Origin of the sequence: Parabacteroides sp. AF48-14 (assembly GCF_003477465.1) — a bacterium.
GTDB classification, from domain to species: Bacteria; Bacteroidota; Bacteroidia; order Bacteroidales; family Tannerellaceae; genus Parabacteroides; species Parabacteroides acidifaciens.
This window is the reverse complement of sequence record NZ_QUDI01000059.1, coordinates 1-25,082: the sequence shown is the minus strand read 5'-3', so window position 1 is coordinate 25,082 and position 25,082 is coordinate 1. Positions and strand designations below refer to the sequence as shown.

Genomic DNA, 25,082 nt, shown 5'->3' with positions numbered 1-25,082 from the left:
AACCGCCCAAATAGCGACGTTGTCTTAGGGCTGTAAGCCCGGCAGATCTCAGCCCAAGGCGTGAGCCTGTAAGGGCGATACCTTGTGACATAGGATATTACCTGTTATTCCACCGTCACCATCTTCCCTTCCGTATTCGCACGCATCAAATGGTCGTACATCGCTTCGATGTAGACCGGCGGCAGGTAGAAGCGGCCAGGGTAGACGGCGCAGAGGTTGATTTTGACTGTCACCTGCCGTCCGGCGGGAAGGTGGTCGATGTAGCTGTAGGCACGGTCGTCGCGGATATCCTGGTAGTTGATACCGGGCGTTTTCGCGTCTGTCGCATCCTCACTCAGGAAGCGGGTGTTGAGTATTTCCCATCCAGCGGGGAACACTTCGGTGAGCACCAGGTTGTTCACGCCATGCGACGAAGGGTTGCGAACGGTGACGACGGCGACGAAATTCGTGCCCTGCGGCAGTGCAGAGGCATCGACCGGGTTGCCTGCCTGATCCGTATAGCTGACGGCGAGGGAGAGGCCGTTTGCGTAGGCTTCTTCACGGCCTTCGGCGGGGATGCCTTCGGTGATGAGACGGGCGAAGAGCGTGGACTTTCCGGTGTTCCGGATCTCCAAAGGAGCGGAAGGGGCGGCCTTGTCGAGCAGGGGCTTTGTCCAGATGTTCTTTGTCGTCGAGATATCCTCCGTCTTGCCTGCGGTGGTGTAAGAGAAGTCCATGGAGGCGGCCGTCTTGTAACGCTTCATATAGCCGGAAAGGGCGATGAGGCTGAAGGCCGTCTCCTGTGTGCTGAGCCAGTCGTCGGAGGCGAGCGTCTTCGAGATTTCATCGGCCAGACGGGCGGCCGGGGCACTTTCGTCAAGCAGGCAGAGCGTCATCAGGCGGATGGAGCGGTCGCGGAGGTCGCTGCCGAAGGTCTGGTCGTACTCCGTGTAGGCGGTCGTCAGCTCCGTTGTCTTGGCGGTCAGCTCGCGTGCGACGTCCGCCCGTCCGACAAGGGCATAGGCAGAGGCCAACAGCCAGCGGCTCATGGCTGAAGCGTCTTGCTCTCTTTCAAGCGGTTCATCGCTCCTACTTCGGCCGATCCGGCGAGGGCGAGGACGTAGAGGCGGTAGGCCTGCGTCATTTCTTCGGAACGTTCGTAATAGGATGTGACCGGTTTCCAGCCGCGTGCCGTGCGCACGAGGTTACCGACGACACTGCGCCGCATGGCATCGGGCACGAGGTAGCCCCGGGTGGCGGTTTCGGTCAGGAAATGCGTGGCGTAGACCGTTCCCCAAGCATTGCTACTTGTCCCGCCGGGCCAGTAGGAGAAGGCGCCGTCTACCGTCTGGTAGGAACGCAGGCGGCGGATGACCTCTTTCACGGCGTTTTCGACGGATTGTTTTTCGTCGGCGGTCAACGCGGTAAATTCATTCAAATATAATTGCGGGAACCCCTTCGATGTGATCTGCTCTACACATCCATGCGGATAGCCCAACAGATAACCGAGGCGCGCTGACAGATTGACCGGCTGCACGTCCGACATTTCGAGCGTGAGGCTGTTCGTTCCTGCCACGCCCGGCATCGTGACGGTTCCTTTCCAGGATTTTCCGGCTTCGAGCGTGACGGGCGTCACTTTTACCTGCGGGCGGCGGACGCTGCGGATTTCGAGGTCTGTCTCGTAAACCGATTTTTCTCCCTTACCGGTGGCGGTGATCGTCACCCGTCCGGCTCCCGGATGGTCTTTCACGCGGATGCGGAATTGCGCGAGCTTGTCGCCCGTCTCCGTGAAGTTCAGCGTGCGGGCGGCTTCACCGACAACCTCCATATTGCCGGAGCAGGAGATAGTGACACGGACATCGCCGACGCCTTTCTCCGTGGCAAAGACGGTGGCGGGAACGGCCATCTCCTCTCCCACGCCGATCACGCGCGGAAGGGTGCCGAGCAGCATCACGGGCTTGCGCACCATCACGCTCTTTTCGGCATTTCCGTATGCTTCCCCGTCACCGGCGACGACCATCATGCGGACACGGCCGTTGTAGTTGGGCATCCGGAACGTGTGTTGCCGCTTCTCCCCTTTTCCGAGGGCGAACGGGCCGGCAAACTGTACGACGGGCTTGAAGCGGTTGACGATGGCTTTCGGGCCTTTGTTGAGCACGTCGTCACCGCCGATGCTGAACAGCTGCTCGATGCGGCCGCCATACGCGCCGACGACGTAGTTATAGAGGTCCCAGGTGCTGACGCCCAATGCTTCGCGCGCGTTGAACGCCTGCCAGGGGTCGGGCGTGCGGAAGCGGGTGAGGTCGAGCAGCCCTTCATCGACAATCGCCAACGTATAGGCCATCGGGCGTCCGTTCTTTTCCGAAACGGTGACGCTGTAGGAGGATTCAGGCTTGATCTCGTCCGCCGTCCGGATGACGGGCGCGAGGTGGCTCTCGGGGGATGTCACGGTGAAGGGGACAACGCCGTACATACGGATCGGTAGATCGTTCTTCGTCACGCCGTGGGGCTGAAGGAGCGTTATATATATGTACGCGTTGGGCTGCATCTCCGTTGTGACGGCGAGGCGGAGTGTGGTCTGCCCTTCCGTGCAGTCGTGTTCGCTGACGGAGAGCAGTCTTGTACCGTTCTCGATGCTGATGATGGCGCGGCTGCCTTTCGTGGATGGGAAGGTGACGGTCATCTTCTCGCCTGGCGCATAGGTCTCTTTGTCGGTCTTGAAGCTCAACATCGTGGCGGATGAAGAGCCGTCGGCATCGCGCCGCCCTTCGCCGTAGGGCCAGTCGAAATAGCTCATCACACCTGTTGAGTGTTTGCTTTCGGGGTCTTTCACCGAGATGAAGTAGGTTCCCCATTCATTGTCGGCGAAGGAGAGGCGGAAGTTGGCGGTTCCGTCGGCGCCTGTCCGGAGGGTGAAGGTTTTAACGGGTTTGTTGTAGGAATCGGAGACGTAATTAGCCAACTGGCTGTTGTCGGAGCTCCACCACCAGTACCAATAGACTTTGTAGACCTTCACCTCGAGTTCGGTGTTTACCGCAGCCTGGCCGGTGTAGTCGACGGAGGCAACAGTGTAGGTGTAGTTCGTTCCGGTGTTCAACTGTTCCTTATCCTGCTGGGGTGACTGGATACCGGCGTAGCGCGTGTAGGGGGAATAGAGCGCCCGGTCGGCGTCGATACTGAAATCGCCGGATTCTTCATAGACGCGGGTCACGAAGTTGGCGAGCAGCATGCCGGGGGCCGAGGCGCCGATCTCGAAACGGGCGGTGACGGTGGCGTTGCCTGTCGCGTCGGTCACGCCGGAGATGAGCTTGCTTTCTTCGTTGTTAAAGACTTTCGAAGGATCGTCGAACGTGAAGTTCTTATAGCCTAAGAAGGTTGTCGGGGTCGAGATAAAAGTACCCTGGATGTCGTATTTGAGGTTGCGGGCGGTCGCGCCTTGCAGCCATTCGACGTGCATGGCGGCATCGAAGGGTTTGCCGCGGAGCAAATTTTTTTTGGGCATCGCGAGGGAGATCTTCAGGCGGTTCGGCTTGATCGTCTCGATGCGGAGGCGCTTGCTGAAGGTGACGCCGCCGACGCTCACGTTGACGTTCCAGGCGCCTGTCGGGGCATCGGCCTCGGTCGGCATGTCGAAGGCGTAGAGGCCGGAGACTCCCTTCGTCTGTGTCTGCCGGAGGTAGAGCTGGCCGAGGGGGTTATAGAGTTCCATGATAACGGGATGATTGGCGGGAAGCTTCCGGGTACGGTCGTTCAGCATAAAGCCGAGGTGGAGCGTGTCGCCCGGACGCCAGACGCCGCGGTCGCCGTAGATAAATCCTTTGATGCCTTTCTGGACAACTTCGCCGGAGACGTCGAACGAGCTTAACGAGAGCGCCGAGCCGCCGTCCACGCGGAGGTACGAGCGTTGTGCGCCGAGCGAGGCGACAAGGTAGAAGGGTTTGCCTGTCGCGAGGGGCAGGACGACTTGTCCTTTGTCGTCCGTCGTGCCTCGGGCAAGCTCCTGGTGCTGGTAGTTGCAGGCGGTGACTTTCACGCCGCGTTCGGGATGGGTGCTGAGGAGGTTGTGGACGAGGACGGTCATCGTGTTGTCTTCGCCGTTCATCGCCATGAGGCCGAGGTTGGTGGCGAGGACGTTCTTTCCGGTCGTTGTGTTGGAATAGTAGCTCTTCGAGCAGGGGTTGTTACGCTCCGAGTAGTTATAGTCGGACCAGTTGAAGTCGCCGTTATAATAGTAGTAGCCGCCTTCGTCGAAACGGCTGCTTTCTTCCTTGAATTTGATTTCGTCTTCGGCGAGAATCTGCTCTTTGCTTGCCTTCACGAGGTCCGGACAGGGATAGGCGGAGAGATCGCGGTTGAACGACAGCTCGATGCGGTAGATGGCACCCGGCTCGGGGTCGATCAGCGATTTCAGGTCGATGGCGTAGGTGTTCCATTCGGTGAGGTCGTATGTCGGATCGTCGTCGAGGAAGATTGTTTTGCGGGCGACGAGGCGGCCGACACGCATGAGGTCGCCTGTACCGTCGAGGTTGTTCACCTGGAGGAACTGCCCGATGTTTTGTTCGAGTATCTTGATGACGCGCACGACCACGCCGCGGAGGTAGACGGCCTGGAAGGGCACGCTAAGTTGCGTGGACTGGGGGATGATCACGCCGTCGCCGATAAAGCGGACGTCGGGCAAGGTCTGGTTGACTTCGACCTGGCGGACGATGCTTTCGCCGAGAGTCAGGCCGTTCTTGCTGCGTATGTTTTTATTCAGGTGGACGTTCAGTGCGCCTTTAGTGCCGGCGTCGGGATAGAGGCGGAGTTTATTGCCGTCTACGTTGACAGCGTCGGACTTGTTTTTGTCGATCCAGGCGAGTCCTTGCATATTCTGGGCGGCATCGAGGAGTTTCGTGAAGGTGACTTCGATGTAGCGTTCGGGGTCCGAGACATATTGCACGTCATAGACGCCGAAATCGTTCATCGCAGGGATATCGATCGACAGGAGTTCTTCTTCGGGCACTTTCAGCTTGTTCGGTGCGACGGAGAGTGCGAAGGTACGTGCTCCCTCCGCCCCTGCCTGGAGGTTGGCGATGGAAAGCTGGTGTTTCTTCCCGTCGGGGCTATGCTCCCAGACGGCATCGGCTTTCTCCGAGAAACGGACGAGCGGCTCTACGGTTTCGGGCGCTTCCTTGTCGGGGGTGAAAAGGGTGCAGACGAGGTCGTAGCCGTTCTCATTCTTCTCACTGATATCGATGGATTGGAGGTTGCCACGCAGGGCAAGCGGCAAGGTGGCGAAACTGAAGGTGAAATGTTCGTCTTTGCCTTCGGTGTCGAACCATTCGGAGAGGTCGGCGTTGACTTCGTAGCGGGTGTCGCGCTCGAAGCCTTTGGCGGGCTTGAAGACGATGGTCCGGTTGTTCTCGAAGGTCAGTTCGCCGGCTGTCTCGGGCTTGATGCGGATCAGCTTGCGAAGGTGGTCCGGCTTGATGCGGTCGGCGGATATCGTCTGGTTGAAGATCAGGTAGACAGGCGTGTACCTGGAGATTGTTCCGGAGGTGAAAGCCTCCACATACGGGCTGAAAGGCAGCTCTTCACCTTCCTCGCTTCGCGTTTCCTTACATCCGCTGACTAAGATTAAAAGGCAGCAGGCATAAACATAATACAGATACTTTGCCATATTTCCTGAATTTTAACGGTTACACAGTTGACAAACAGTTTTTTTGCGAATATAAGTATTTTATATGAAGATTATCCGGTCATTTATTACCAAATGGTAATTTTTCATCCGCTATAAAAGGCTACTTTTGCCTCCCGGTATAAAAAAGAGAGAAGTATGCAGAGGGATCGCATTGATTTTGGCAGTATGGATATTCCGGTGTTGTTCCGGAAGATCTTTTTCCCGACTTTGTTAGGAATGGTTTGCATGGCGTGTATCACCATTGCGGACGGTATATTCGTCGGGCGCGGGGTCGGCAGCGATGCGTTGGCGGCGGTAAACATCGTCGCGCCGCTTTTTATGGTGACGACGGGGGTCGGGCTGCTTTTTGGCGTCGGCGCGTCGGTCGTGGCGTCGGTGCATCTGTCGCAGGGAAGGGTGAAGGCGGCTAATATCAATATTACGCAGGCGCTCTTGGTGTCGCTTCTGTTGATGGCGGTGTCGATGACGCTAATTTTTGTCTTTAATAAGCAGACGGCTTATCTGTTAGGCAGTTCCGGGCAGTTGCTTCCGCTTGTGCTGGAGTATATGGACTGGATCGTGCCGTTTTTTATCTTCAGCATGTTAGCGAATATCGGGATGTTTATCATCCGGCTGGATGGCTCGCCGAAGTTCGCGATGTTGTGCAATGTCGTTCCGGCACTGTTGAATGTGGTGCTCGATTATGTGTTCGTCTTTCCGATGCAGATGGGGCTGATGGGGGCGGCGTTGGCGACTGCGTTGGCACAGGTGGCCGGGGGTGTGATGGTGTTGGCCTATCTTTTGGGCTGCTCCAGGACGCTGCGTCTGTATAAGCTCAAAATAAGTATGAAAAGTTTGCTGCTGACTTGCCGGAACACGGGCTATATGGTCCGCTTGGGGGCTTCGGCGATGTTGGGCGAGTTGGCGATCGCCTGCATGATGCTGGTGGGGAACTATGCGTTCATCCGTGTGCTTCATGAAGACGGGGTGGCGGCCTATAGTGTGGCGTGCTATTGCCTGCCGATCGTCTTTATGATCGCTAATGCGATTGCGCAGTCGGCACAGCCGATCATCAGCTACAACTACGGGACCGGCGATGCGGCGCGGGTGCACACGACCTTCCGGCTGTCGTTGAAGACGGCTTTCGTGTCGGGGCTATTAGCGTTTGCGGTGATGTATGTTTTATGCCCGTATATCGTGGCGATGTTTCTGGAACCCGGTTGCAGGGCGTATGAGATTGCGACGGGGGGAATCCCCTACTTTGCGGCGGGGTTCGTCTGCTTTGCCCTGAACATCGTCTGGATCGGGTATTACCAGAGTATCGAACTGGCACGCAAGGCGATGTTCTTTATGACCTTGCGGGGGATTGTCGGGATGACGGCGTGTTTCCTTATCCTCCCTCCTCTGTTGGGTGAAAAGGGGTTGTGGCTGGCTGTTCCTTGTGCCGAACTGCTCATCTTTATCCTGTTGACGGCGGATTACCAGTTGCGGCACAAGGTACGGCATGCGGTGCGGTAGGCTCTATCGCTTGGCAAGACGCATCACCCGTTCGATGGCGTCATCCATCTGGGCGATGGATTCCATGCCGAGGGTCATGCAGTGGAGATTGCTTTCGGTGATGGCATAACGGAGGGATTGCTCGCGTTCGTCGTCGGCTACGTGCTGTCCTTCGCCGAAGATCTTCATGCCGATGATGCCCTTGCCCTTCTCGCGGGCACGGCCGAGGAGGCGGTTGACGTCGTCGCGACTGCCGTCCATATGGCTTTCAAAGGGATTCAGGCGGGCGAGGATCACGTCACACCAGGGGTTGTTGACGGCTTCCACCATTGCGTCCCAATTATGGCAGGAGACGCCGACAGCTTTCACGATGCCGTCTGCTTTGGCTTGTGCGAAACCATCCATGTAGAACTTGCGGGTTTCGCCCCAATTACCTTTTGTCATGCAATGCATCAGGAGGATATCGAAATATTCGGTGTTGGCTTCCTTGCGCATCCGGTCGAGGGTTTTGCGGACAGGTTCTATCTTATCCGAGCCTTCGTCGTAGGTCCACATCTTGCTCATGAGGGTGAGTTTCTCACGGGGCAGGCCTTCGATGGCTTTTCCGACGAAGGGTTGGGAACCGTAGGTGTCGGCCATGTCGAAGAAACGGATGCCGCGTTCGTAACCGTGACGGGCCATCCGGGTGAAATGATCCTGTCCTGCCCGTGTCTGGTTGGATTGGAAGTTCCAGCCTTTCGTTCCGGTTCCCATAGCGATACGGGAGACCTTCAATCCGGTTTTTCCTAACTTCACCTTGTCGACCGATACGTCTGAAGGCAGTGATATTTGAATGTTTGCTAACCCGGTATGGGATAGAGAAAGGCCCGCTACTCCGGCTACTCCTGTCTGAATAAATTTGCGTCTGTCCATCTTATGCTGTTTTAGGTAATACTTTCTTTAAGATCAAATAGCCGCACAAACCGGAAATAAACGAGCCGGCGAATACGCCTAACTTCGCCTGGTTCAACAAATCATCCCCCATACCGGGCATCCCGGCAAAAGAGAGGTTTGCGATAAAGAGGGCGACCGTAAAGCCGATGCCTCCCAGCATCGACACGCCGAACAACTTCGATTTACTGGCTCCTGCCGGCATAGCCGCAAAACCCAACCGGATGAAGAGGTAGGTAAACAGGAATATTCCCAACGATTTTCCGAGAAACAGGCCGAGGAATACGGCTAACGGTACGCCGGGAAGAGATGATATCTGTATGTCGCCAAAGGTTACGCCTGCATTGACAAATGCAAAGAGCGGCAAGATCAGGTAATTGACAAGCGGATGCAGTTTGTCGGCAATGCTTTGGAGCGGACTGATCGTCTTGTCGGCCAACGAATGGATATTATTGAGTACCTGGATCTGCGTGGGTGAAAGGACTTCGGCTTTCCTGGAATGGCGCACCTCCGTATAATCGAGCATACTCAGATAGCCGGCCATCTCGTCGGTAAAGGCATCCAGCTTGACAACCGGGCGGGCAGGTACGGTAAATGCAACCAGTACGCCGGCTATCGTCGGATGGATACCGGATTCGAGGAACAGCATCCAGACAAAGAACCCGACTACATAATAAAAGAACATATTATTCACCCGCATCTTTCCGCCGGCATACAGCAATGCCAACAAAGCGAGAGAGATCAGAAGCGGCTCGAAAGCGATGTCACCGCTATAAAATAGGGCGATAATAATAATGCCGCCGACATCATCTACAACAGCCAAGGCGGTCAGGAAGATACGCATACTGAGCGGAACCCGTTTACCTAACAAGCCCAGGACGGCGAGCGCAAACGCGATATCGGTCGCCATAGGAATAGCCACTCCCCTCACCTCCGGAGCCGAATGACATACGATAAAATAGAAAACGACCGGGACGATCATTCCTCCGCAAGCGGCGATAATAGGCAATAGGGCTTTCCGCATCGAACTCAGCTCGCCTATCAGGATTTCCTGCTTGATTTCCAAACCGATCACAAAGAAGAAGACGGCCATCAGGGCGTCATTGACGAATGCCAGCATAGGCATCGGTTCGCCGTGATGCATGAATGGAGTAAAATGCCCGATCTTCAAATCAATCGGATGCGACAGGATATGATGATAGGATTCTGCCCAAGGAGAATTGGCGAATATCATGGCAAGGATCGTAGCCATGAATAACAAAACACTCGCGTTCGCTTTTTGCGTGGCAAAGCGACGCAAAGGTTTAAGGATAACGTTAATGGTTCTGTCCATACTGGTATTTTATATTTTATGGGAAGCGGCTTGCTGTCCGCTTCCACCAAGTTTTTTCCTAACAATAAATTCTTACTTGCCGGCTTTTTCCAGCTCGTATGCGCTGCGGGTCAGTTTCTCTACCCACACGACAAATATACCAGTTAAAATTAAATTAAACACTATGGTAAGCACAGAAATCATCAAAGCGGGCCCTCCCAGATTGTAGCCAAGTGCGATAAAGATAATGCCGGCTCCCACCTCTCCGCGCGTGAACATACCGATAGACAAGGCCAGACGCTCGCGCTTCCGTCTCTCCCGGTAAAAAAACAGGGGGAATAATTTTCCGATATTGGACAGGAACGAAACGATCACGACATGCAGGATGATCACCGGCCATGACATCATCGGCTGGGCACCTGTTATCGTCGTCGCTTCAGCCGATTGCGCCGCGAAGTCGACACCGAAAAATACCGGCATACTGACCCCGACCAGAAACATGAACAGGAAGGAGACGGCGGTCGCCACATTGTGCTCTATCTTCGTGTCGATATGCTTATGCCTCATCACCATCCCTAAAACAAAGGCGGGTAATAACACCTCGATATGGATGCTCGCATCTTCTCCGTAGAGGTATTTGGACGCCAGGTAAACCGCTTGCGTAATCCCGCAGGTAACAACGGCGTAGAAAAGAATGGCTTTCCAATCCTGCCGCATATTATAGCTTCCCATCTTTTTCCATCCGACAATCAGCAGCACCATGACAATCAGAATGATCACACCCAGTTGCCAGCGCAGTCCGACCATCATGATCTGCAGAGGAATCATCAGCAAGATCGTATCCAGGTCGTCGAAGATAGCCAATACCTGCACCTTCTTATATACCCAGGATGATTTCAGCCCCGCTGCCGCAAGCATTGTAAAGAGGATGCCTGCCGATGTCGGCGCCGCGAACCGGCTCAACAGAAGGTTTTCTTTCCATGCCTCCCCACTACTCCAGTAAATATCGGGCAACAGGACAAACATATAGTACAAAGCAACCAATATCCAGGGGAAAGCGGCTGTTGCCATTGCAATAAAATAGTCTTCGGTATAAGACCGCCAACGGCTTTTATCCATTTCAAACTCCCGCCCTACATTGATCATGATAAAGGCAAGACAAACATATAGCAACGTGTTGGAAACCGTCTTTACCGATAAATAACTCTCACCCACCATCGCGGGCAGGAATTGAGAAACAACCAATCCCAACATCAGGAAAAAAGAAAACAAAAGAATCTTCTTCATTATTAATGAACTGTTTTTGTTTAGAATTATAGTAATACAACAATTAATTTAAAAAATCGGTTCTGGGATTTCATCAAATGATAATTAATCCTTCAGATAAGCACTTTCGACCTTGAGCAGGCGTGCTTTCAACCGTTCGGCATCCCCCTTCCGGATGCGGAGCGTCATTTCGCAATCCATATCAAACTTTTGGGAAACGATCGCCGGATTATCTTCCTTGACAATACGCATGATACCATTCAGATAAGGATATTCGAATGCAACGGTGATATCTTCATCAACGGTACGTTCGTCTATCTCGGCAGCTGCTATTGCTTCAGCCGCTGCTGTCCGGTATGCGACGATCAGGCCGCTCGTTCCCAATTCGATTCCGCCGAAATAGCGGATCACAACGATCAGGATATCTGTCAACTCGTTCGAATTGATCTGTCCCAGGATCGGTTTGCCGGCTGTTGAAGACGGTTCCCCGTCGTCATTCGCACGGAAGTTCTGGCGTTCGGGACCTAACATATAGGCCCAGCATACATGGCGGGCGTCGTAATATTGCTTACGGTATTTATCCAGTTGCTCCTTGACCTCTTCCACGGTACGCACAGGGATGGCATACGAAATAAAGCGGCTTCGCTTCTCCGTATAATATCCTTCCGCTACTTGTTTTATGGTTTTGTAACTGTCGTCCGCCATTCTTCAATCAGGTACGTGTGTTTGTTGTTCCTCCCGGAAAGCCCGGAAGTCTTTCATTATCTCTTCGATCTCTTCTATAAAATACGGATCTTTTACATGCCCCTTTACCTCTTCGTAATAGGTTTCAATAGCCTTCAATGCACATATATCCTGTCCACGCAGCAGAAAGTAAGGCTCCTCCTTCTCCACGCACTGTTTAATCATTTGAATCGGATTCTTCATATCTCCCTTTTTCTATAATTATCTTTTTACCCAATTTTGAATTCGAATACCAGGTAATTTATTCAGATGCTTCACATTATCCGTCACCATAATAAAATTACGATATATGGCCGAACTGCCAATCAAGATATCAAAATCATCGAGTGGAGTTCCTCCGCGCTCTAATTCCGCTTTAATATCACCATATAATTCCAATGATTCATACACGGGAATCACCTGAAATATACTGGCAATATATGATACATCTTTTATTCGTTCCTCCTTATTATTACTTTTAGAAGCTCCATAATAAAGTTCTGCAATAGTAATTTCTGAAACAAAACAGTTTTCTGCTTTTACATCCAGAACTTTCTCTCGAATGCCATATTTATTTTTCAATAGTGAAATACAAATATTAGTATCAAGTATATATTTATTCTTATTTGCTACCATTCTTTTATTATTCGGGTTGAACCACTCCGGAAACTTCCTTTAATCAGTTCCGTCTCTTCTTCTGGAGTCAGATCATCTTCCCATGCACCACTCAAGCCGGAAAACAAATTTGTATCCAGAGACTTAACCCTGCTTCTTTTTCGCAATAAAGATGCAGAGAGCTTACTTATCAGATCTAATTTTATCTCATCGCTCAGAGGAGACAAAATTTTCATATACATATCTGTTATTTTTACAGTATCTTCCATTTGTAATTCCTTTCCTTATTGTTTTTTACAAAAATAAGCCTTTTTATCGAGAACTCTTTAATTCTTCCTTCAAAAACGGAGCCGTATAGCTCTTTGTTTTAGACTTGATCATCTTTTCGGGGGTACCGGTGAAAAGGATTTGACCGCCGTTGCGGCCTCCTTCGGGGCCCATGTCGATCAGGTAGTCGGCTGATTTGATGACGTCGAGGTTGTGCTCGATGACGATGATCGTATTGCCTTTATCGACCAGCTTGTTCAGGACGCCGAGCAACACGCGGATATCTTCAAAATGAAGACCGGTTGTCGGTTCATCCAACACGTAAAGCGTCTTGCCCGTGTCTTTCTTTGCCAATTCGGTCGCTAACTTGACACGTTGGCTCTCGCCTCCTGAAAGCGTTGTCGAAGGCTGGCCCAGCTTGATATACCCCAGGCCTACATCCTGCAAAACCTTCACCTTGGAAAGGATAGACGGGACATTCTCGAAAAACTCGACAGCCATATTGATCGTCATATCCAGCACATCCGCAATGGACTTACCGCGAAAACGAACTTCCAGCGTCTCCCGGTTATACCGTTTGCCATGGCATTCCTCACAGGGGACAAGCACGTCGGGCAGAAAGTTCATCTCGATCGTCTTATAGCCGTTCCCTTTGCAAGTCTCACAACGTCCGCCGGAGACATTAAAAGAGAAACGCCCCGGCTTATAACCACGCACTTTCGACTCCGGCAGCTCCACAAAAAGATTGCGGATATCCGAAAAGACACCGGTATAAGTGGCCGGATTACTGCGCGGTGAACGTCCGATAGGCGACTGGTCCACATTGACGATCTTATCTATATTATCAATTCCTTCAATCGATTTATAAGGCAACGGATCTTCCAGGGAGCGATAGAAATGCTGGCTGAGAATCGGTTGCAAGGTCGCATTAATCAACGTAGACTTTCCGCTACCCGACACGCCGGTCACACAAATCAGCGTCCCCAACGGGAAAGTGACATCCACATTCTTCAGGTTATTCCCGCTTGCCCCTTTTATGGTGATAAACTGCCCGTTCCCTTTGCGCCGTTCTTTCGGAACCGCGATCTCCATCTTTCCGTTCAGGTAAGCCGAAGTCAGCGTATCCGCTTTCAGCATCTCCTCCGGAGTTCCGGCATAGACCACTTCACCGCCTAAACGGCCTGCCTTCGGTCCCATATCGACCACATAATCCGCATTGAGCATCATATCCTTGTCATGCTCCACCACGACAACAGAGTTACCCGTATCGCGCAGTTCCTTCAGCGAATTGATCAGCCGGACATTATCCCGCTGGTGCAATCCGATACTCGGCTCGTCGAGGATATACAAGACATTCACTAACTGACTGCCGATCTGCGTAGCCAAACGGATACGCTGGCTCTCGCCACCCGACAAGGTTGCAGAAGCACGGTTCAGGGACAGATAATCCAATCCCACATCCAACAGAAACTTCAGGCGTGAACGAATCTCCTTCAATATCTCGACAGCGATCTGGCGCTGTTTGTCATTCAATTTATCTTCGACACCATCCAGCCATTCATACAGTTCGGAAATATCCATCGCCGACAGTTCGGCAATATTCTTCCCGGCAATCCGGTAATTCAAAGCCTCCTTATTCAGACGCTGCCCGCCGCACTCCGGACAGGCCGCCATCCGTATAAACTGTCCCGCCCATTTCTGTGCGGAAGCAGAAGCCTCGCTCTCCTGTTGCATCAGGATATATTTGGCAACACCCTCGTACGACAGGAAATAGTTGGAAGAACCCAGCGAATCATTTTTGATTTGCAGACGTTCGTCCGTCCCGTTCATGATCTCGTCGATCGCATCCTCGGGAATATCTTTGATCGGTGTTTTCAGCGTCACGCCGTATTTCTCACAAATCGCCTCGATCTGCCAGAAAATCAGGGAGTTTTTATATTTACCCAAAGCCACGATACCGCCACTGTAAATACTCAATGATGAATCGGGCACAATCTTATTCATATCCAGCAGGTTCACCTGCCCTAACCCTTTACACTTCGGGCAAGCGCCCTGGGGCGAGTTAAAGGAAAAATTATGGGGAGCCGGCTCGCTGTAAGACAATCCCGTTACGGGGTCCATCAGGCGACGGCTGTAGTGGCGCACTTCGTCCGTATCAGCATCCAACACGAGGACAAGGCCGTCGCCCTGTTTCATAGCAACACGCAGGCTTTCCTTCAAACGGCGTTCGTCCGATTCCGAGACTACCAGCTTGTCGATCACCACCTCGATGCTGTGCATCTTATAACGGTCGAGCTTCATACCGTGGAAAATCTCTTTCATCTCGCCATCCACACGGACATTCAGATACCCTTTCTTCCGCATCTGCTCGAACAGTTCCTTATAATGCCCTTTACGGTTACGGACCAGCGGAGCAAGCAGATACGTCTTCTTTCCCCTGTACTGATTCAGGATCAGCTCCAACGTTTGCTCCTCGGTGTACTTCACCATCTTCTCACCGCTCAGGTAAGAATAAGCCTCTCCCGCCCTTGCATAAAGCAAACGGAAGAAGTCATAAATCTCGGTTGTCGTCCCGACGGTAGAACGCGGATTCTTGTTCGTCGTCTTCTGTTCGATCGAGATAACAGGACTCAAACCGGTGATCTTATCCACATCCGGCCGCTCCATATTCCCCAAGAAATTACGGGCGTATGCGGAGAACGTCTCCACATAGCGCCGTTGCCCTTCGGCAAAAATCGTATCAAAAGCTAAGGACGATTTACCGCTACCGCTCATCCCGGTAATCACGGAAAGCTTGTTGCGCGGTATCTCGATATCTATATTTTTCAAATTATGGACACGGGCGCCTAAAACGGAAATACGCCCGCCTTCCAATGCATTCTTATCGTTCATCATTTTCTGTTTTCTATTATCCTTCTATTTTACCACCCAGGCCGGATTATGCACATACGTGTTAGGCGTCTTATAATACATATCGGATTCCTTCGGGATCTGAAGCGTATAGGTCTTTCCCAACGTCAGCAACTTACGGTCGCGCAGCCAGGGATTGAAGCGTTTCAGGTCCGCATACGTAGCCCCGTTCTTTTGGGCAAAAGCGGACAAGTCCTGGATATCGGTAGAGACAGACACATTTTCACAGGCAATCGGCTTGTACAAATCCTGCGCCCGCAAGACAAATCCATATTTATAAGGAGCTTCGAATATCTGTTTGATCGCCATGATACGGTAGACGTAACGGGTTGTTTCCTCCACTAACCACAGGTCGAACGAACTGTCCGCCTCCTGCTTGGTCAGTTCGCCGGAGATGCGTCCCATACCGGCATTATAGGAAGCGGCGACGGTCGCCCAATCACCATATTTATCATACGCAGCTTTCAGGTAACGGCAAGCCGCCTCGGTCGCTTTCGCCACATCGCAACGTTCGTCCACGGTAGGCGTAATAGTCAACCCGTATTGCTTGGCCGTGCCTTCCAACAACTGCCAAGTCCCGACTGCCCGTGCAGGCGATGAGACGCGGGGATCGAGATGGCTCTCGATCACGGCCAGATATTTGAAATCGTCGGGAATGCCATTAGCTTTCAGAATCGGTTCGATAACCGGAAAATAGCGGTTGGCCCGCTTAACCAACAGCATGGTGGTAGAATGGAAATAAGTAAAACTACTCAATTCCCGGTCCATACCTTCATGCATATTATAACGCGTCAAGTCGATCTCCTTCCCGCAAAAAGAGGCGGAAGAGGGAACATCCGGCGATGTCGTCACCGAAGAGACCACAGGACGCTCTTCCTTTACTTTTTCCGAATCGCTCGAACCGATAGAGAGGCATGCAGTCAGACACACCGCACCACCGGCTATAAAACCTACTATACTATTGTTGTTCAATAATTTCATCATTTATCTTCTTTGGTCTAAGAATATTAATCGATCCTTTCCTACTAAACTTCTCTCCGGCAGTTCCGGTTGCCTCTATCACGTAGAAATAGACGCCCGGAGCTACATATTTTCCTCCCTTTTTGCCGTCCCAACCTTCCGCCGGATTGGTGGAATGATACATCTCGACCCCCCAACGGTTGAATATCCAGCATTTATAATTGAGCAGCGACTGATAGGCTACACGAAACTCGTCGTTAATGCCGGGTGTCGTTCCCGGCGAGAAAGCATTCGGGATTTCCAAACGCGACTCGGTAATCTTGATCACAAAAGGGTCCGACACCGCTTCGCATTCCCCCGTCCGGTCACTGACGGTCACTTCCGCAATATATTCGCCCCTCTCCGCAAAAGTATAATCCACTTCTTCCCCTCGGTAAAGGATCAAAGGATTTTCCGCGCCGTTCTCCACATCGCTCCTGTAAATCCTCCACGTGTACAAGCTTGCTACCGGCTCATTAGCATACGCCCGGAACGTGACTTCCGCCGGCGCACACAGCAAATCTCCCTCACCCAACGTCATATTAGGGGCATTGTCCATAATAAGAGTCGTATCGGTATGCAACTCAACGGCCACAGCCTGATAGGTATCGGATGTAATCGACTTTTCTATTCCGAAATGCCGGGCAAACTGGTCCCCCTTCAAAGTAACTTCCGTATCACACAAAGGCGGCATCACATTTTTGTTTTCCCCCTTCTTTTTAATGCTTCCGGAATAAGGATTCCCTTCCATCGTAACCGTTACCGGAGTCAGGGAAAATCTGTTATCATCCGACCAGGATAAAGTCTGGAACGAAACCTCGAACTCCCGTTTCAGCTCCACCGTCCGGCCGCTCGGCAGATTATATTGCATCCGCACCGGTTCCGGGCTTCCTTTTAGCAGGAAATTGTCACAAGTACCTTCCACGGTGATATTCTGCACCTCAAAAGCATATTTGCTGTAATCGATAATCCAGACATACCTGGACAAGATATCGGACTCTTGTACAAAATAGCCATATCCTTCTTCCACATTCCGGATAGTAGATGTGTTTCCATTTTGTTCACAAGGGACAGACTCTGCCTCCAATGCTCTCGACTTATACCGATACCATTTATGATTAGTAGATGATGAAGTATAGCTTATCGCTGCATTTCCCATCCCATATAACAGATAAACTTCAAGTTTCTCACCGGTCTCATCCTTTGCCATCAGTGGCGTTCCCTGTCCCCCCGTCACCATATACTGCTGTGCCTGAACAGCGAGCACGGCAAACAAGAAACAGATCAATCCACCCAGCTTTCTAATTTTCGTTCTTAACATATATCCAACCTAAATTAGCTTCCAAAATTACTATTTTATACGGAGATATATGCGTTTTTTATTGTACTTTATGATACAAAACCGGTCGTAATAATCCATAATCAGTTTTTCCCCATCATCTGCTTCAGGCCATCCACAGATAACGACTTATCCCAAAAGATCAAACTTTAGACTTTCCCGACAGCTCCGGGCCGCAGTCTTCTATAAAGAAAACAACCGAAGGCTGACAGCAAGGCTAAGCCACAAAGGAAATAGCCCGGTGAACGGTTTGCCCGGCGGGTCTTCGTCCGGACAGCCGTTTCCTTCATATGCCAACCGCCATAATCTGTTTGCTGATGCGTCACGATTTTTCCGGTATCGGCAAGCTGACGGCGGCGATCCATCCGCAAACTCATTACGGCTTTCGGATATTGTTTGCCGGTACTGTCAGGAGTAAAATAAACAACCTGGTGCAGCTCCCAGGCAATCGTATCCACCAGGCGAATATCCTTTTTTAGCAAATCCATCTCATTATAAGAAAGACGGACAGTATCCAAACAAGCAGCCGATTCCTGCCGATGGCTCTGCCGGCTCAGACCACACCCCGATAACAAGAAAACCATCACTAAAAGCCGCAAAAGCACCTGCATCCGGTTCGCCCCGGAACGCTTCAGCGACAAATGTAGGAAATTCCGTTTCCGGTAATGAATCGCCTGGTCAAACTCCAACCCCGACCGCCGCAGAAGAGCTAAAAGCTTCGCCACATCCGGCACATAGCAATCCGCCGCCTCCCCTTTCATATGCTGGCTGTCCGGCACTCCCCCGACCAACCGGTTCACCTCTTTACAACGAAAACCGCTCGTCACTGCAATCGGGCCGCCATACAACCGGCGAAGCGGCTCCAGCAAAGCAACAACCAAATGCTTCAACGCCCCGCAAGCCTCCCCCGTCGGCCTGTTGTCAATCCCATTCTCCACCGCAACCCGGCTATAACTCATCTCCTCCATCGTAAAATGCTCTTCCATATCTTCTCTTTTTTTAATTTTCAATTTTTAATTCTCAATTTATAAGAGTAGTCCACCCCAAAAAGCGCCCCCGCAAACGTGCTGATCTCCCCGAAAGCCACCAGCACACTGTTGTCTACCTCCCCCTGCGGCTCAATCCAGAACCCGCAAAAGAGCAAAACAATCCCGCTCATAGTGAGCAGGATTGCCATTGTCAACTGAACCGTCAACCTCTTCATGAATTTTGAATTATGAATTATGAATCTTCAAACTTTCAACTTTCAATTTTCAACTTTCACCTTTTAAAGGATTCCCGGTCTGTCCTCCGGCTTATTCACCGTACCGGAATCATCCGTTTCCGGTGTAACCCGTTCGAAACTTGTAAGACCTTTCATCGTACGCAATGCTTTTCCGGGATAGAAACGGACACGAGGTTCGCGGATCAGGCCCGTACTGAAATCTTCGGCACCCACGACTCCCGTTGATCCGAAATTCAGACGGAAAGTGCCCAATTCACCCACACATACACGACGTCCGTTACGTAAATGACGAACCAACACGACGTTTACACGATCCAGCACAGCTTTCACACCGGCGCTACCGGCAACCGTACTGTCACCCACCTCATCGATAAAGTCTTCAAATGTAACCAGGTCGCCACAGATCATCTGTGCATACGTCTTTTCAGGAATATCTTCCTGATCTCTACCCAAATTTCTCTTCTGAACCAATTTGTACTTAATAGCCATAACTTTTAAAATTTAAATGATTAATAATTTGTTTTTGATCACAATGCAAAGATAGAGTCGCTGCGAACTGTTAAAAAAGCGATGAGAGAGATGTATAAATGATGATTTATCGGTGTGTTTGCTCGTATTTACCGGACGCAGACGGGCGCAGATTACGCAGAGGAACGCAGACTTATTTTTATTTAAAACAATAAATGATCTGCGTTCGTCTGCGTTATCTGCGAAATCTGCGTCCGGTAATACAAACGTAGCGTCTTACCGATAAATCTTCATTTATCACCCCATCTCACTGCTTTTCTCCAAAAGGTCCGCAAAATCGAATGAATCCATCTGCGAATAGCGGATTTTGTCGGCCAAATACTTGACAGACACATCCATGTCGAAAGCAAGCAAAAGAGAAAAAGAAATTTCCGTATATGAAGATTTATGATTTTTATACGGTTGCATCCACAAATTAAGCACCTTCAGAAAGAGATTTAACTCTTCCATCCCATACAGGAACTCCCCTAAGACCGTCTCTTTCCGGACATAATCCAGAAACGCCTGGCGACTTGCCTTTATCAGACGAACCAGGAACAGGCGATAGACAGGTGTCAGCCCGCCCCATTCGGACAAAGCGATTCCAAACGTCCGTTTACAAAAAATGCCCCTTTCTTCAAGAGGCATACACTTTAATAACTCATGATACTGGCGAACGGTAGGTTTTGCGCCCCCAAACAGCGCAATCAATTGTTCTTTCATAAATAAACTTCCGGGAGGGGGAAAATTGATCCCTCACGCCCGAAAAGCCACCGGACAGACCGGTTACAACACAAAAAGCCTTTAAAGCCCTTCCTTCAGCATCTTTCGCAGTGGTTGAAAGAAACGCTCTATCAAACGCAGTTCTTCAGTTACGATTCCGGCCGTAGCTTTCATTTCCTGCGTCGCAGGAAGACAGATTCCGTAGTTGGTGGTCAGTCCGCCGGGGAAGACAATCTCCACCATGTAATTGTCTTCCAGCGGAACCATCGAGACAGACAAGACCTGCCCCTCCACGATCCCGAACTCCTGGTCCGGGAAATTACTGAAACGCACGATCACACGCTGCCCTTTACGAACCTTACCCGAACTGGCTATCGGCATCAAGGCACGCCCGATCCATTCACCCGGTTCCTCCGGCACGATCCGGGCAAACAGGTCGCCAGCCGACACATACAGGTTCGGATAACCCTGCCGGAGCATCTGCACCCGACCCGATGCAGACGCCTCGATACAATAGTCCATCTCCCAACGCCTTACAGCCGCCAAAAGCTGCCCCACTGCAGCCCGGTAATCCTTCGAAGCCGGGTCTTTGCCCGCCAACGCCGTATAAGAAGACTGGATATCCCCCAACTGCCACACGTCCTGCAACAGATAATAACTGAAACGCTCCGGTTCCTCCGCATAACGCGCCAACAGCTTCTTCAGCCGCAACACATCCTCCGTAACTGCCGTATTCTCGATCACGGCAAGCGGCAGCCCCTCTTTCACTTCCTGGCCATTAGAGACATACAGCCGGCTCACCCTTCCCGACGTCCGTGCAACCACCTCCGTCACCGGGTTACGGCTCGTCAACGTCATCTCAGCCTCGATCACATCCGGATACCGGAAAAAGCAACTCCCCACGACAAGTGTGAGCACCACGGCGAACAACACCGTAATCCCCCACCTCACAATCCAGGACGGCACATGCCCCATCACTTCCTGGACGGCCTCACTGCGTAATTCTATGTCTTTTCCTTCTTCCATACGGCTGCCTCCTGTAAGGGCGGTTCACGAACCGCCCCTACGAACCCAACTCCAATTGGTTCTTCACTAATTTGTAATATATGCCGCGTTTCGCCGTCAACTCCTCATGTGTCCCCTCTTCGGCAACGCGGCCTTTGTCCAACACGACGATATTGTCTGCATCCCGGACCGTGCTCAACCGGTGTGCCACCACGACCACCGTACGTCCCCGGTAGAACTGGTGCAGATGCTCCATGATCTCTTTCTCATTATTCGCATCCAGCGCATTCGTAGCCTCGTCCAAGAAGATAAACTCCGGGTCCTTATACACCGCACGGGCGATCAGGATACGTTGCCGTTGTCCCTGGCTCACACCGTTTCCTTCCATGCCGATCTTCGTATTATAGCCCAAAGGCAACGAATCGATAAACTCCCGGATATTCGCCACCGTCACCGCATGGAGCAACCGTTCCTTATCGATCACCTCCGCACCGATCGCTATGTTACGCGCGATCGTATCCGAAAAGATAAAACCGTCCTGCATCACGCAACCCGTATGCGCACGCCACACATGCGGATTCATATCTTTCAGCAAGACGTTCCCCACCCGGATACCCCCTTTGTTCGGCTCATAAAAACCAAGCAGCAGCTTAACTAACGTCGTCTTTCCGCTACCGCTCGCACCCACAACAGCCGTCACCTTATGTTCGGGGATCGTCAGGCTCACATGCTCCAACACATAGTCGCGGTCCGCCCCGTCATAGCTGAAGCACACATCCTCTATCCGCAGCGTCCGGTCTTCCGGGATCTTATTTGTTTTCAAGGCTAATGTCTGTTCCTCATCCTCCTTCTGATGAATTTCACCGAGGCGTTCCAAGCTGATCTTCGCATCCTGAAACGACCGCGCAAAACCGATAAACTGCTCGATCGGAGCCGTCAGTTGACCCACGATATACGTCAACGACATCATCATACCCAACGTCATCTCACCGGAAACAACAGCCCGGGCGGCCAAAAAGGAAATGAGGATGTTAGTGGTTTGGTTAAAAAAAACCGACCCGAGCTGTTGATATTGTTGTAGCGCCAATCCCTTAATACTGATTTTAAATAATTTCACCTGGATACGTTCCCATTCCCACCGCTTTTCCGTCTCGCAGTTGTTCAGCTTGATCTCCTGCATACCCGTCACCAACTGGAAAAGGTTGCTCTGCTCCCCGGCAGCCTGTGCGAACCGTTTGATGTCCAGTTCGCGCCGGTACTTCATAAAAGCCAGTATCCAGGCCACATACAATCCATTGCCCACTAAGAACAATCCCAATATCGTCAGGTCATAATACGCCAGTACAAACCCGAACACGATAAAATTGACAAACGAGAAAAGCGTCGAGATGGACGAACCCGTCATAAACGTCTCGATACGGTTGTGGTCGCCGATACGCTGCATGATATCCCCGACCATCTTCGTATCGAAAAAGTGCAAAGGCAACCGCATCAGCTTGGCAAGAAAATCGGAAATCAGTGCTATATTGATCCGGGTATTGACATGGAGCAGAATCCAGCTACGGATAAAATCGACCGACAGTTTAGCCACGAAGATCACCAACTGCGCGATTAATATTAAGGTAATAAAGCTAAGGTTACTATCCCGGATACCCGTATCTACCAAACTCTGTGTCAGGAACGGCATGATCAGTTGCAGGATACTGGCCGTCAACATACCTAATACCAACTGGAAGAGTTCACGCCGGTAAGGGGTCAGATAGCGGAAGAAAAAGGACAATTCCTTCCCTTTCCGCATATCTTCCTCCTCATGATCGTAAAAGTCAGGGCCGAGCTCTAAAAGCAAAGCGGTTCCTGTGTCTTTCCCTTCCACAACGGTACTGCACCAGTAATGTTCCAACTCCGATTCATTGTAGACCAGTTTTTTACTGGCGGGATCGGCGATGTAATATTTTCCATTCTTTACCTTATATAATACAACGAAATGATTTTGGTTCCAGTGCAGGACACAAGGTAAAGGAACTTCATTTCGCAACTGTTCCAATGTTATTTGCACACCCATCGTCCGAAACCCGATCCGTTCAGCAGCATCGCTAATACCCAACATTGATACACCTTCGCGCGTGATAAACGCTCGCTCACGGAGATATTGAATAGAATAGTTCCTTCCATAGTACTTAGCGATCATACGAAGACAAGTAGGGCCACAATCAGATGCATCAAACTGATGATAATGAGGAAATGATCGCCAATTCATAACATATATATTAAATCCTCTACCTCATAAAAATCAGGTAAAACACAGCCATTTATCAGTATTGTTGGAGTACGATGAATATCATATCTTTCTATAAATGATTTATGTTTGATATATTCACTTTCCGAATCACATTCCTGATTATAAGACTTACTATTTATCTCATTATCAATATCCGTTCTATCATTTTTTAAACCAACGATCTAAACTCTGTGAAAATTCAGATTCTCCCTTTCGTTTATACAATGAAATTAGTCCCTTACTATACTTCTCTATTTCTTCCGTTGGAGACAAAAATATGTATTGTAAACAAACATCTTCTTCCAATTGTCCTTCCAAAGCTTTTATTCTACTATGCATATAAGCACAGGGGGTACAAAACAAATTTGTGATTAAAGTAATTACAACCTTTGCCTTTTTATTCCCGACAAAAACAGAAGATACTTCTCTATAGTCCAAGTACTTATTCGACTTATATAATGAATATTTAAACAATTCCTCATCATATTTCAATTCTAAGAACCTCCGGTAAGCCCCTCTCATCTCCTGTCTTTCTTTTCTCTTCAAGGTGTACAAAAACAAAAGTGAAAAAGGAAGGCCATATATTACAAAAGTGATCAACCAAGGCCAGACACCCGTCGGAAAACTCAACTTATTATGAAAAAACACAAGATTATTCAGAAAAATCAACCATAATAAAGCCTGAACTACCAGGCATAATACACACCATTGCTTTAGCTTTACTTTTTGGCACCATATACTCCAAAATGAATAAGGCAAAACAAGTATAGAAACACAGTAAAAGAAAATATAATACTGAGGATAAGAAATCAGTAAAAAGATATTAGACATAAAATAGCCTAATCCAACCAAGCTCCAACTCACTACTCCTAAAAACTTGCCCTCTGGACTGTTTATTACATTATCACAAGAGCCCGATTTTACATAAGTGCAGATTTTATCTACATACGAATGTGATAATCGAAAATCTTTTTGGTATAACAGAAAAGATACATATGCCCCCAGTATATTCAGAAAAACAGAAACTAAAATAACTGGAGAATAAGGAGCCTGCTTTGCTATTAATCCACAAATCCAAAAACCAACAGCAAACAATAACAACGAGAGGCAAGATTTTTTCAGATATTCCGATATCAAATGCCGCATATAGTCCGGTTCTATAGAAGACTTCGTTGTTTCAGCCAACAAAACAACCCCAGACCATTTCTGGAAGAAATCATCCAAAGAAGAAGAACATCTTCTGCCATCTTCCCAATAATAGATAAAAGTGTCAGATATCCGATATACAATAACAAATCCTTCTCCGAACGGAACAATAGCAGGAAGTCGGCATGACATCAAATTCTTCTTTTCATCAGTCATGTCAAACACTAAGTTATCTACATTATACTTTCTCAATAAACTCGAATACCCATATAGAGTATCCATAAAAGGCAATATCCTACAGGCTTTTTTTAACTCTAAAGTATGCTTTACTTTTAACAAAGTAAAATATTTTGACAATAATAGATATGAATCCATAAGCATATTTAGCAATAAATTCAATAATAAATTATCTATATTTTCTCAACATTGCAATCACAACAACAGGGTTATCATCTTCAGAAACAGATTCTAAACATTTCATACCACCTTGTAATTCCACATTCATACCATCAATATATTTACAAATATTTGACGCTGACAATATACTCAAGCAAATCCCATTTTCCAACATTGCTAAAATCTCAATTGGCATAAAATAATTCAAGTCATCTTCAAATCCATTCTCATAAGAGAAAAAAGATATATTCGATGTTTTTTTTATCATAAACTCCTAACTCATGAAATATTTCTCGAAAATAATCA

19 protein-coding genes and 1 pseudogene are annotated in these 25,082 nt (G+C 49.9%); 1 reads left to right on the top strand and 19 read right to left on the bottom strand.

What is annotated here, in order from left to right; all coding sequences use genetic code 11:
• Positions 1-104: 104 nt before the first annotated feature.
• A pseudogene (locus DW083_RS20010) lies at positions 105-5,638 on the bottom strand (alpha-2-macroglobulin).
• A gap of 156 nt (positions 5,639-5,794) precedes the next feature.
• Here DW083_RS20010 and DW083_RS20005 point away from each other — a divergent pair.
• Positions 5,795-7,156: an MATE family efflux transporter gene (locus DW083_RS20005; protein ID WP_122333627.1), complete on the top strand. Its 1,362-nt coding sequence runs from the start codon at positions 5,795-5,797 to the stop codon at positions 7,154-7,156.
• Between the two features lie 3 nt (positions 7,157-7,159).
• Here the strand turns inward: DW083_RS20005 and DW083_RS20000 are convergent, their stop codons facing one another.
• The 18 genes from DW083_RS20000 to DW083_RS19915 form a co-directional block, all read right to left on the bottom strand.
• Positions 7,160-8,047, bottom strand: a complete 888-nt coding sequence (locus DW083_RS20000) for an aldo/keto reductase (RefSeq protein WP_122333626.1) — start codon at positions 8,045-8,047, stop codon at positions 7,160-7,162.
• 1 nt (position 8,048) lies between these two features.
• On the bottom strand, positions 8,049-9,398 hold the full coding sequence (nhaA, locus tag DW083_RS19995) for a Na+/H+ antiporter NhaA (protein WP_122333625.1): 1,350 nt from the start codon (positions 9,396-9,398) through the stop codon (positions 8,049-8,051).
• 72 nt (positions 9,399-9,470) lie between these two features.
• Positions 9,471-10,664, bottom strand: a complete 1,194-nt coding sequence (locus DW083_RS19990; RefSeq protein ID WP_122333624.1) for a sodium:proton antiporter — start codon at positions 10,662-10,664, stop codon at positions 9,471-9,473.
• Between the two features lie 84 nt (positions 10,665-10,748).
• Complete coding sequence (locus tag DW083_RS19985) at positions 10,749-11,348, bottom strand: YigZ family protein (protein WP_122333623.1); 600 nt, start codon at positions 11,346-11,348, stop codon at positions 10,749-10,751.
• A gap of 3 nt (positions 11,349-11,351) precedes the next feature.
• Complete coding sequence (locus tag DW083_RS19980) at positions 11,352-11,570, bottom strand: hypothetical protein (RefSeq protein ID WP_115498683.1); 219 nt, start codon at positions 11,568-11,570, stop codon at positions 11,352-11,354.
• Positions 11,571-11,588: 18 nt separating this feature from the next.
• Positions 11,589-12,002 (bottom strand): type II toxin-antitoxin system VapC family toxin, encoded by a 414-nt coding sequence (locus DW083_RS19975; protein WP_122333622.1) that lies wholly within the window; start codon positions 12,000-12,002, stop codon positions 11,589-11,591.
• Positions 11,996-12,250: a hypothetical protein gene (locus tag DW083_RS19970; protein ID WP_122333621.1), complete on the bottom strand. Its 255-nt coding sequence runs from the start codon at positions 12,248-12,250 to the stop codon at positions 11,996-11,998. Before DW083_RS19970 ends, DW083_RS19975 begins: the two co-directional genes overlap by 7 nt.
• A gap of 43 nt (positions 12,251-12,293) precedes the next feature.
• Positions 12,294-15,143, bottom strand: a complete 2,850-nt coding sequence (gene uvrA / locus DW083_RS19965) for an excinuclease ABC subunit UvrA (protein WP_122333620.1) — start codon at positions 15,141-15,143, stop codon at positions 12,294-12,296.
• Positions 15,144-15,164: 21 nt separating this feature from the next.
• The gene (locus DW083_RS19960) at positions 15,165-16,142 is read right to left on the bottom strand and encodes a lytic transglycosylase domain-containing protein (protein ID WP_122333619.1); all 978 of its coding nucleotides are present in this window, start codon (positions 16,140-16,142) and stop codon (positions 15,165-15,167) included.
• The gene (locus DW083_RS19955) at positions 16,117-17,478 is read right to left on the bottom strand and encodes a gliding motility-associated C-terminal domain-containing protein (RefSeq protein WP_122333618.1); all 1,362 of its coding nucleotides are present in this window, start codon (positions 17,476-17,478) and stop codon (positions 16,117-16,119) included. Before DW083_RS19955 ends, DW083_RS19960 begins: the two co-directional genes overlap by 26 nt.
• Before the next feature lie 167 nt (positions 17,479-17,645).
• On the bottom strand, positions 17,646-18,482 hold the full coding sequence (locus tag DW083_RS19950) for a D-Ala-D-Ala carboxypeptidase family metallohydrolase (RefSeq protein ID WP_122333628.1): 837 nt from the start codon (positions 18,480-18,482) through the stop codon (positions 17,646-17,648).
• A gap of 20 nt (positions 18,483-18,502) precedes the next feature.
• The gene (locus DW083_RS19945) at positions 18,503-18,700 is read right to left on the bottom strand and encodes a hypothetical protein (protein ID WP_122333617.1); all 198 of its coding nucleotides are present in this window, start codon (positions 18,698-18,700) and stop codon (positions 18,503-18,505) included.
• A gap of 63 nt (positions 18,701-18,763) precedes the next feature.
• The gene (locus DW083_RS19940) at positions 18,764-19,210 is read right to left on the bottom strand and encodes an HU family DNA-binding protein (protein ID WP_122333616.1); all 447 of its coding nucleotides are present in this window, start codon (positions 19,208-19,210) and stop codon (positions 18,764-18,766) included.
• Positions 19,211-19,486: 276 nt separating this feature from the next.
• The gene (locus DW083_RS19935; protein WP_122333615.1) at positions 19,487-19,951 is read right to left on the bottom strand and encodes a hypothetical protein; all 465 of its coding nucleotides are present in this window, start codon (positions 19,949-19,951) and stop codon (positions 19,487-19,489) included.
• Positions 19,952-20,032: 81 nt separating this feature from the next.
• Positions 20,033-20,977: an HlyD family secretion protein gene (locus DW083_RS19930; RefSeq protein WP_122333614.1), complete on the bottom strand. Its 945-nt coding sequence runs from the start codon at positions 20,975-20,977 to the stop codon at positions 20,033-20,035.
• A 37-nt stretch (positions 20,978-21,014) separates the two neighbouring features.
• Positions 21,015-23,213 (bottom strand): peptidase domain-containing ABC transporter, encoded by a 2,199-nt coding sequence (locus DW083_RS19925; RefSeq protein ID WP_122333613.1) that lies wholly within the window; start codon positions 23,211-23,213, stop codon positions 21,015-21,017.
• Between the two features lie 183 nt (positions 23,214-23,396).
• The gene (locus DW083_RS19920; protein WP_158582146.1) at positions 23,397-24,719 is read right to left on the bottom strand and encodes a vitamin K epoxide reductase family protein; all 1,323 of its coding nucleotides are present in this window, start codon (positions 24,717-24,719) and stop codon (positions 23,397-23,399) included.
• A 67-nt stretch (positions 24,720-24,786) separates the two neighbouring features.
• Entirely contained in the window at positions 24,787-25,044 is a 258-nt protein-coding gene (locus DW083_RS19915; protein ID WP_122333611.1) for a hypothetical protein, read from the bottom strand.
• Positions 25,045-25,082 lie beyond the last annotated feature (38 nt).

Bases quoted from the DNA above. Each gene is read 5' to 3' on its own strand.
- DW083_RS20005 (WP_122333627.1), top strand. From the start codon at position 5,795: ATGCAGAGGGATCGCATTGATTTTGGCAGTATGGATATTCCGGTGTTG.
- DW083_RS20000 (WP_122333626.1), bottom strand. From the start codon at position 8,047: ATGGACAGACGCAAATTTATTCAGACAGGAGTAGCCGGAGTAGCGGGC.
- nhaA (WP_122333625.1), bottom strand. From the start codon at position 9,398: ATGGACAGAACCATTAACGTTATCCTTAAACCTTTGCGTCGCTTTGCC.
- DW083_RS19990 (WP_122333624.1), bottom strand. From the start codon at position 10,664: ATGAAGAAGATTCTTTTGTTTTCTTTTTTCCTGATGTTGGGATTGGTT.
- DW083_RS19985 (WP_122333623.1), bottom strand. From the start codon at position 11,348: ATGGCGGACGACAGTTACAAAACCATAAAACAAGTAGCGGAAGGATAT.
- DW083_RS19980 (WP_115498683.1), bottom strand. From the start codon at position 11,570: ATGAAGAATCCGATTCAAATGATTAAACAGTGCGTGGAGAAGGAGGAG.
- DW083_RS19975 (WP_122333622.1), bottom strand. From the start codon at position 12,002: ATGGTAGCAAATAAGAATAAATATATACTTGATACTAATATTTGTATT.
- DW083_RS19970 (WP_122333621.1), bottom strand. From the start codon at position 12,250: ATGGAAGATACTGTAAAAATAACAGATATGTATATGAAAATTTTGTCT.
- uvrA (WP_122333620.1), bottom strand. From the start codon at position 15,143: ATGATGAACGATAAGAATGCATTGGAAGGCGGGCGTATTTCCGTTTTA.
- DW083_RS19960 (WP_122333619.1), bottom strand. From the start codon at position 16,142: ATGATGAAATTATTGAACAACAATAGTATAGTAGGTTTTATAGCCGGT.
- DW083_RS19955 (WP_122333618.1), bottom strand. From the start codon at position 17,478: ATGTTAAGAACGAAAATTAGAAAGCTGGGTGGATTGATCTGTTTCTTG.
- DW083_RS19950 (WP_122333628.1), bottom strand. From the start codon at position 18,482: ATGGAAGAGCATTTTACGATGGAGGAGATGAGTTATAGCCGGGTTGCG.
- DW083_RS19945 (WP_122333617.1), bottom strand. From the start codon at position 18,700: ATGAAGAGGTTGACGGTTCAGTTGACAATGGCAATCCTGCTCACTATG.
- DW083_RS19940 (WP_122333616.1), bottom strand. From the start codon at position 19,210: ATGGCTATTAAGTACAAATTGGTTCAGAAGAGAAATTTGGGTAGAGAT.
- DW083_RS19935 (WP_122333615.1), bottom strand. From the start codon at position 19,951: ATGAAAGAACAATTGATTGCGCTGTTTGGGGGCGCAAAACCTACCGTT.
- DW083_RS19930 (WP_122333614.1), bottom strand. From the start codon at position 20,977: ATGGAAGAAGGAAAAGACATAGAATTACGCAGTGAGGCCGTCCAGGAA.
- DW083_RS19925 (WP_122333613.1), bottom strand. From the start codon at position 23,213: ATGAATTGGCGATCATTTCCTCATTATCATCAGTTTGATGCATCTGAT.
- DW083_RS19915 (WP_122333611.1), bottom strand. From the start codon at position 25,044: ATGATAAAAAAAACATCGAATATATCTTTTTTCTCTTATGAGAATGGA.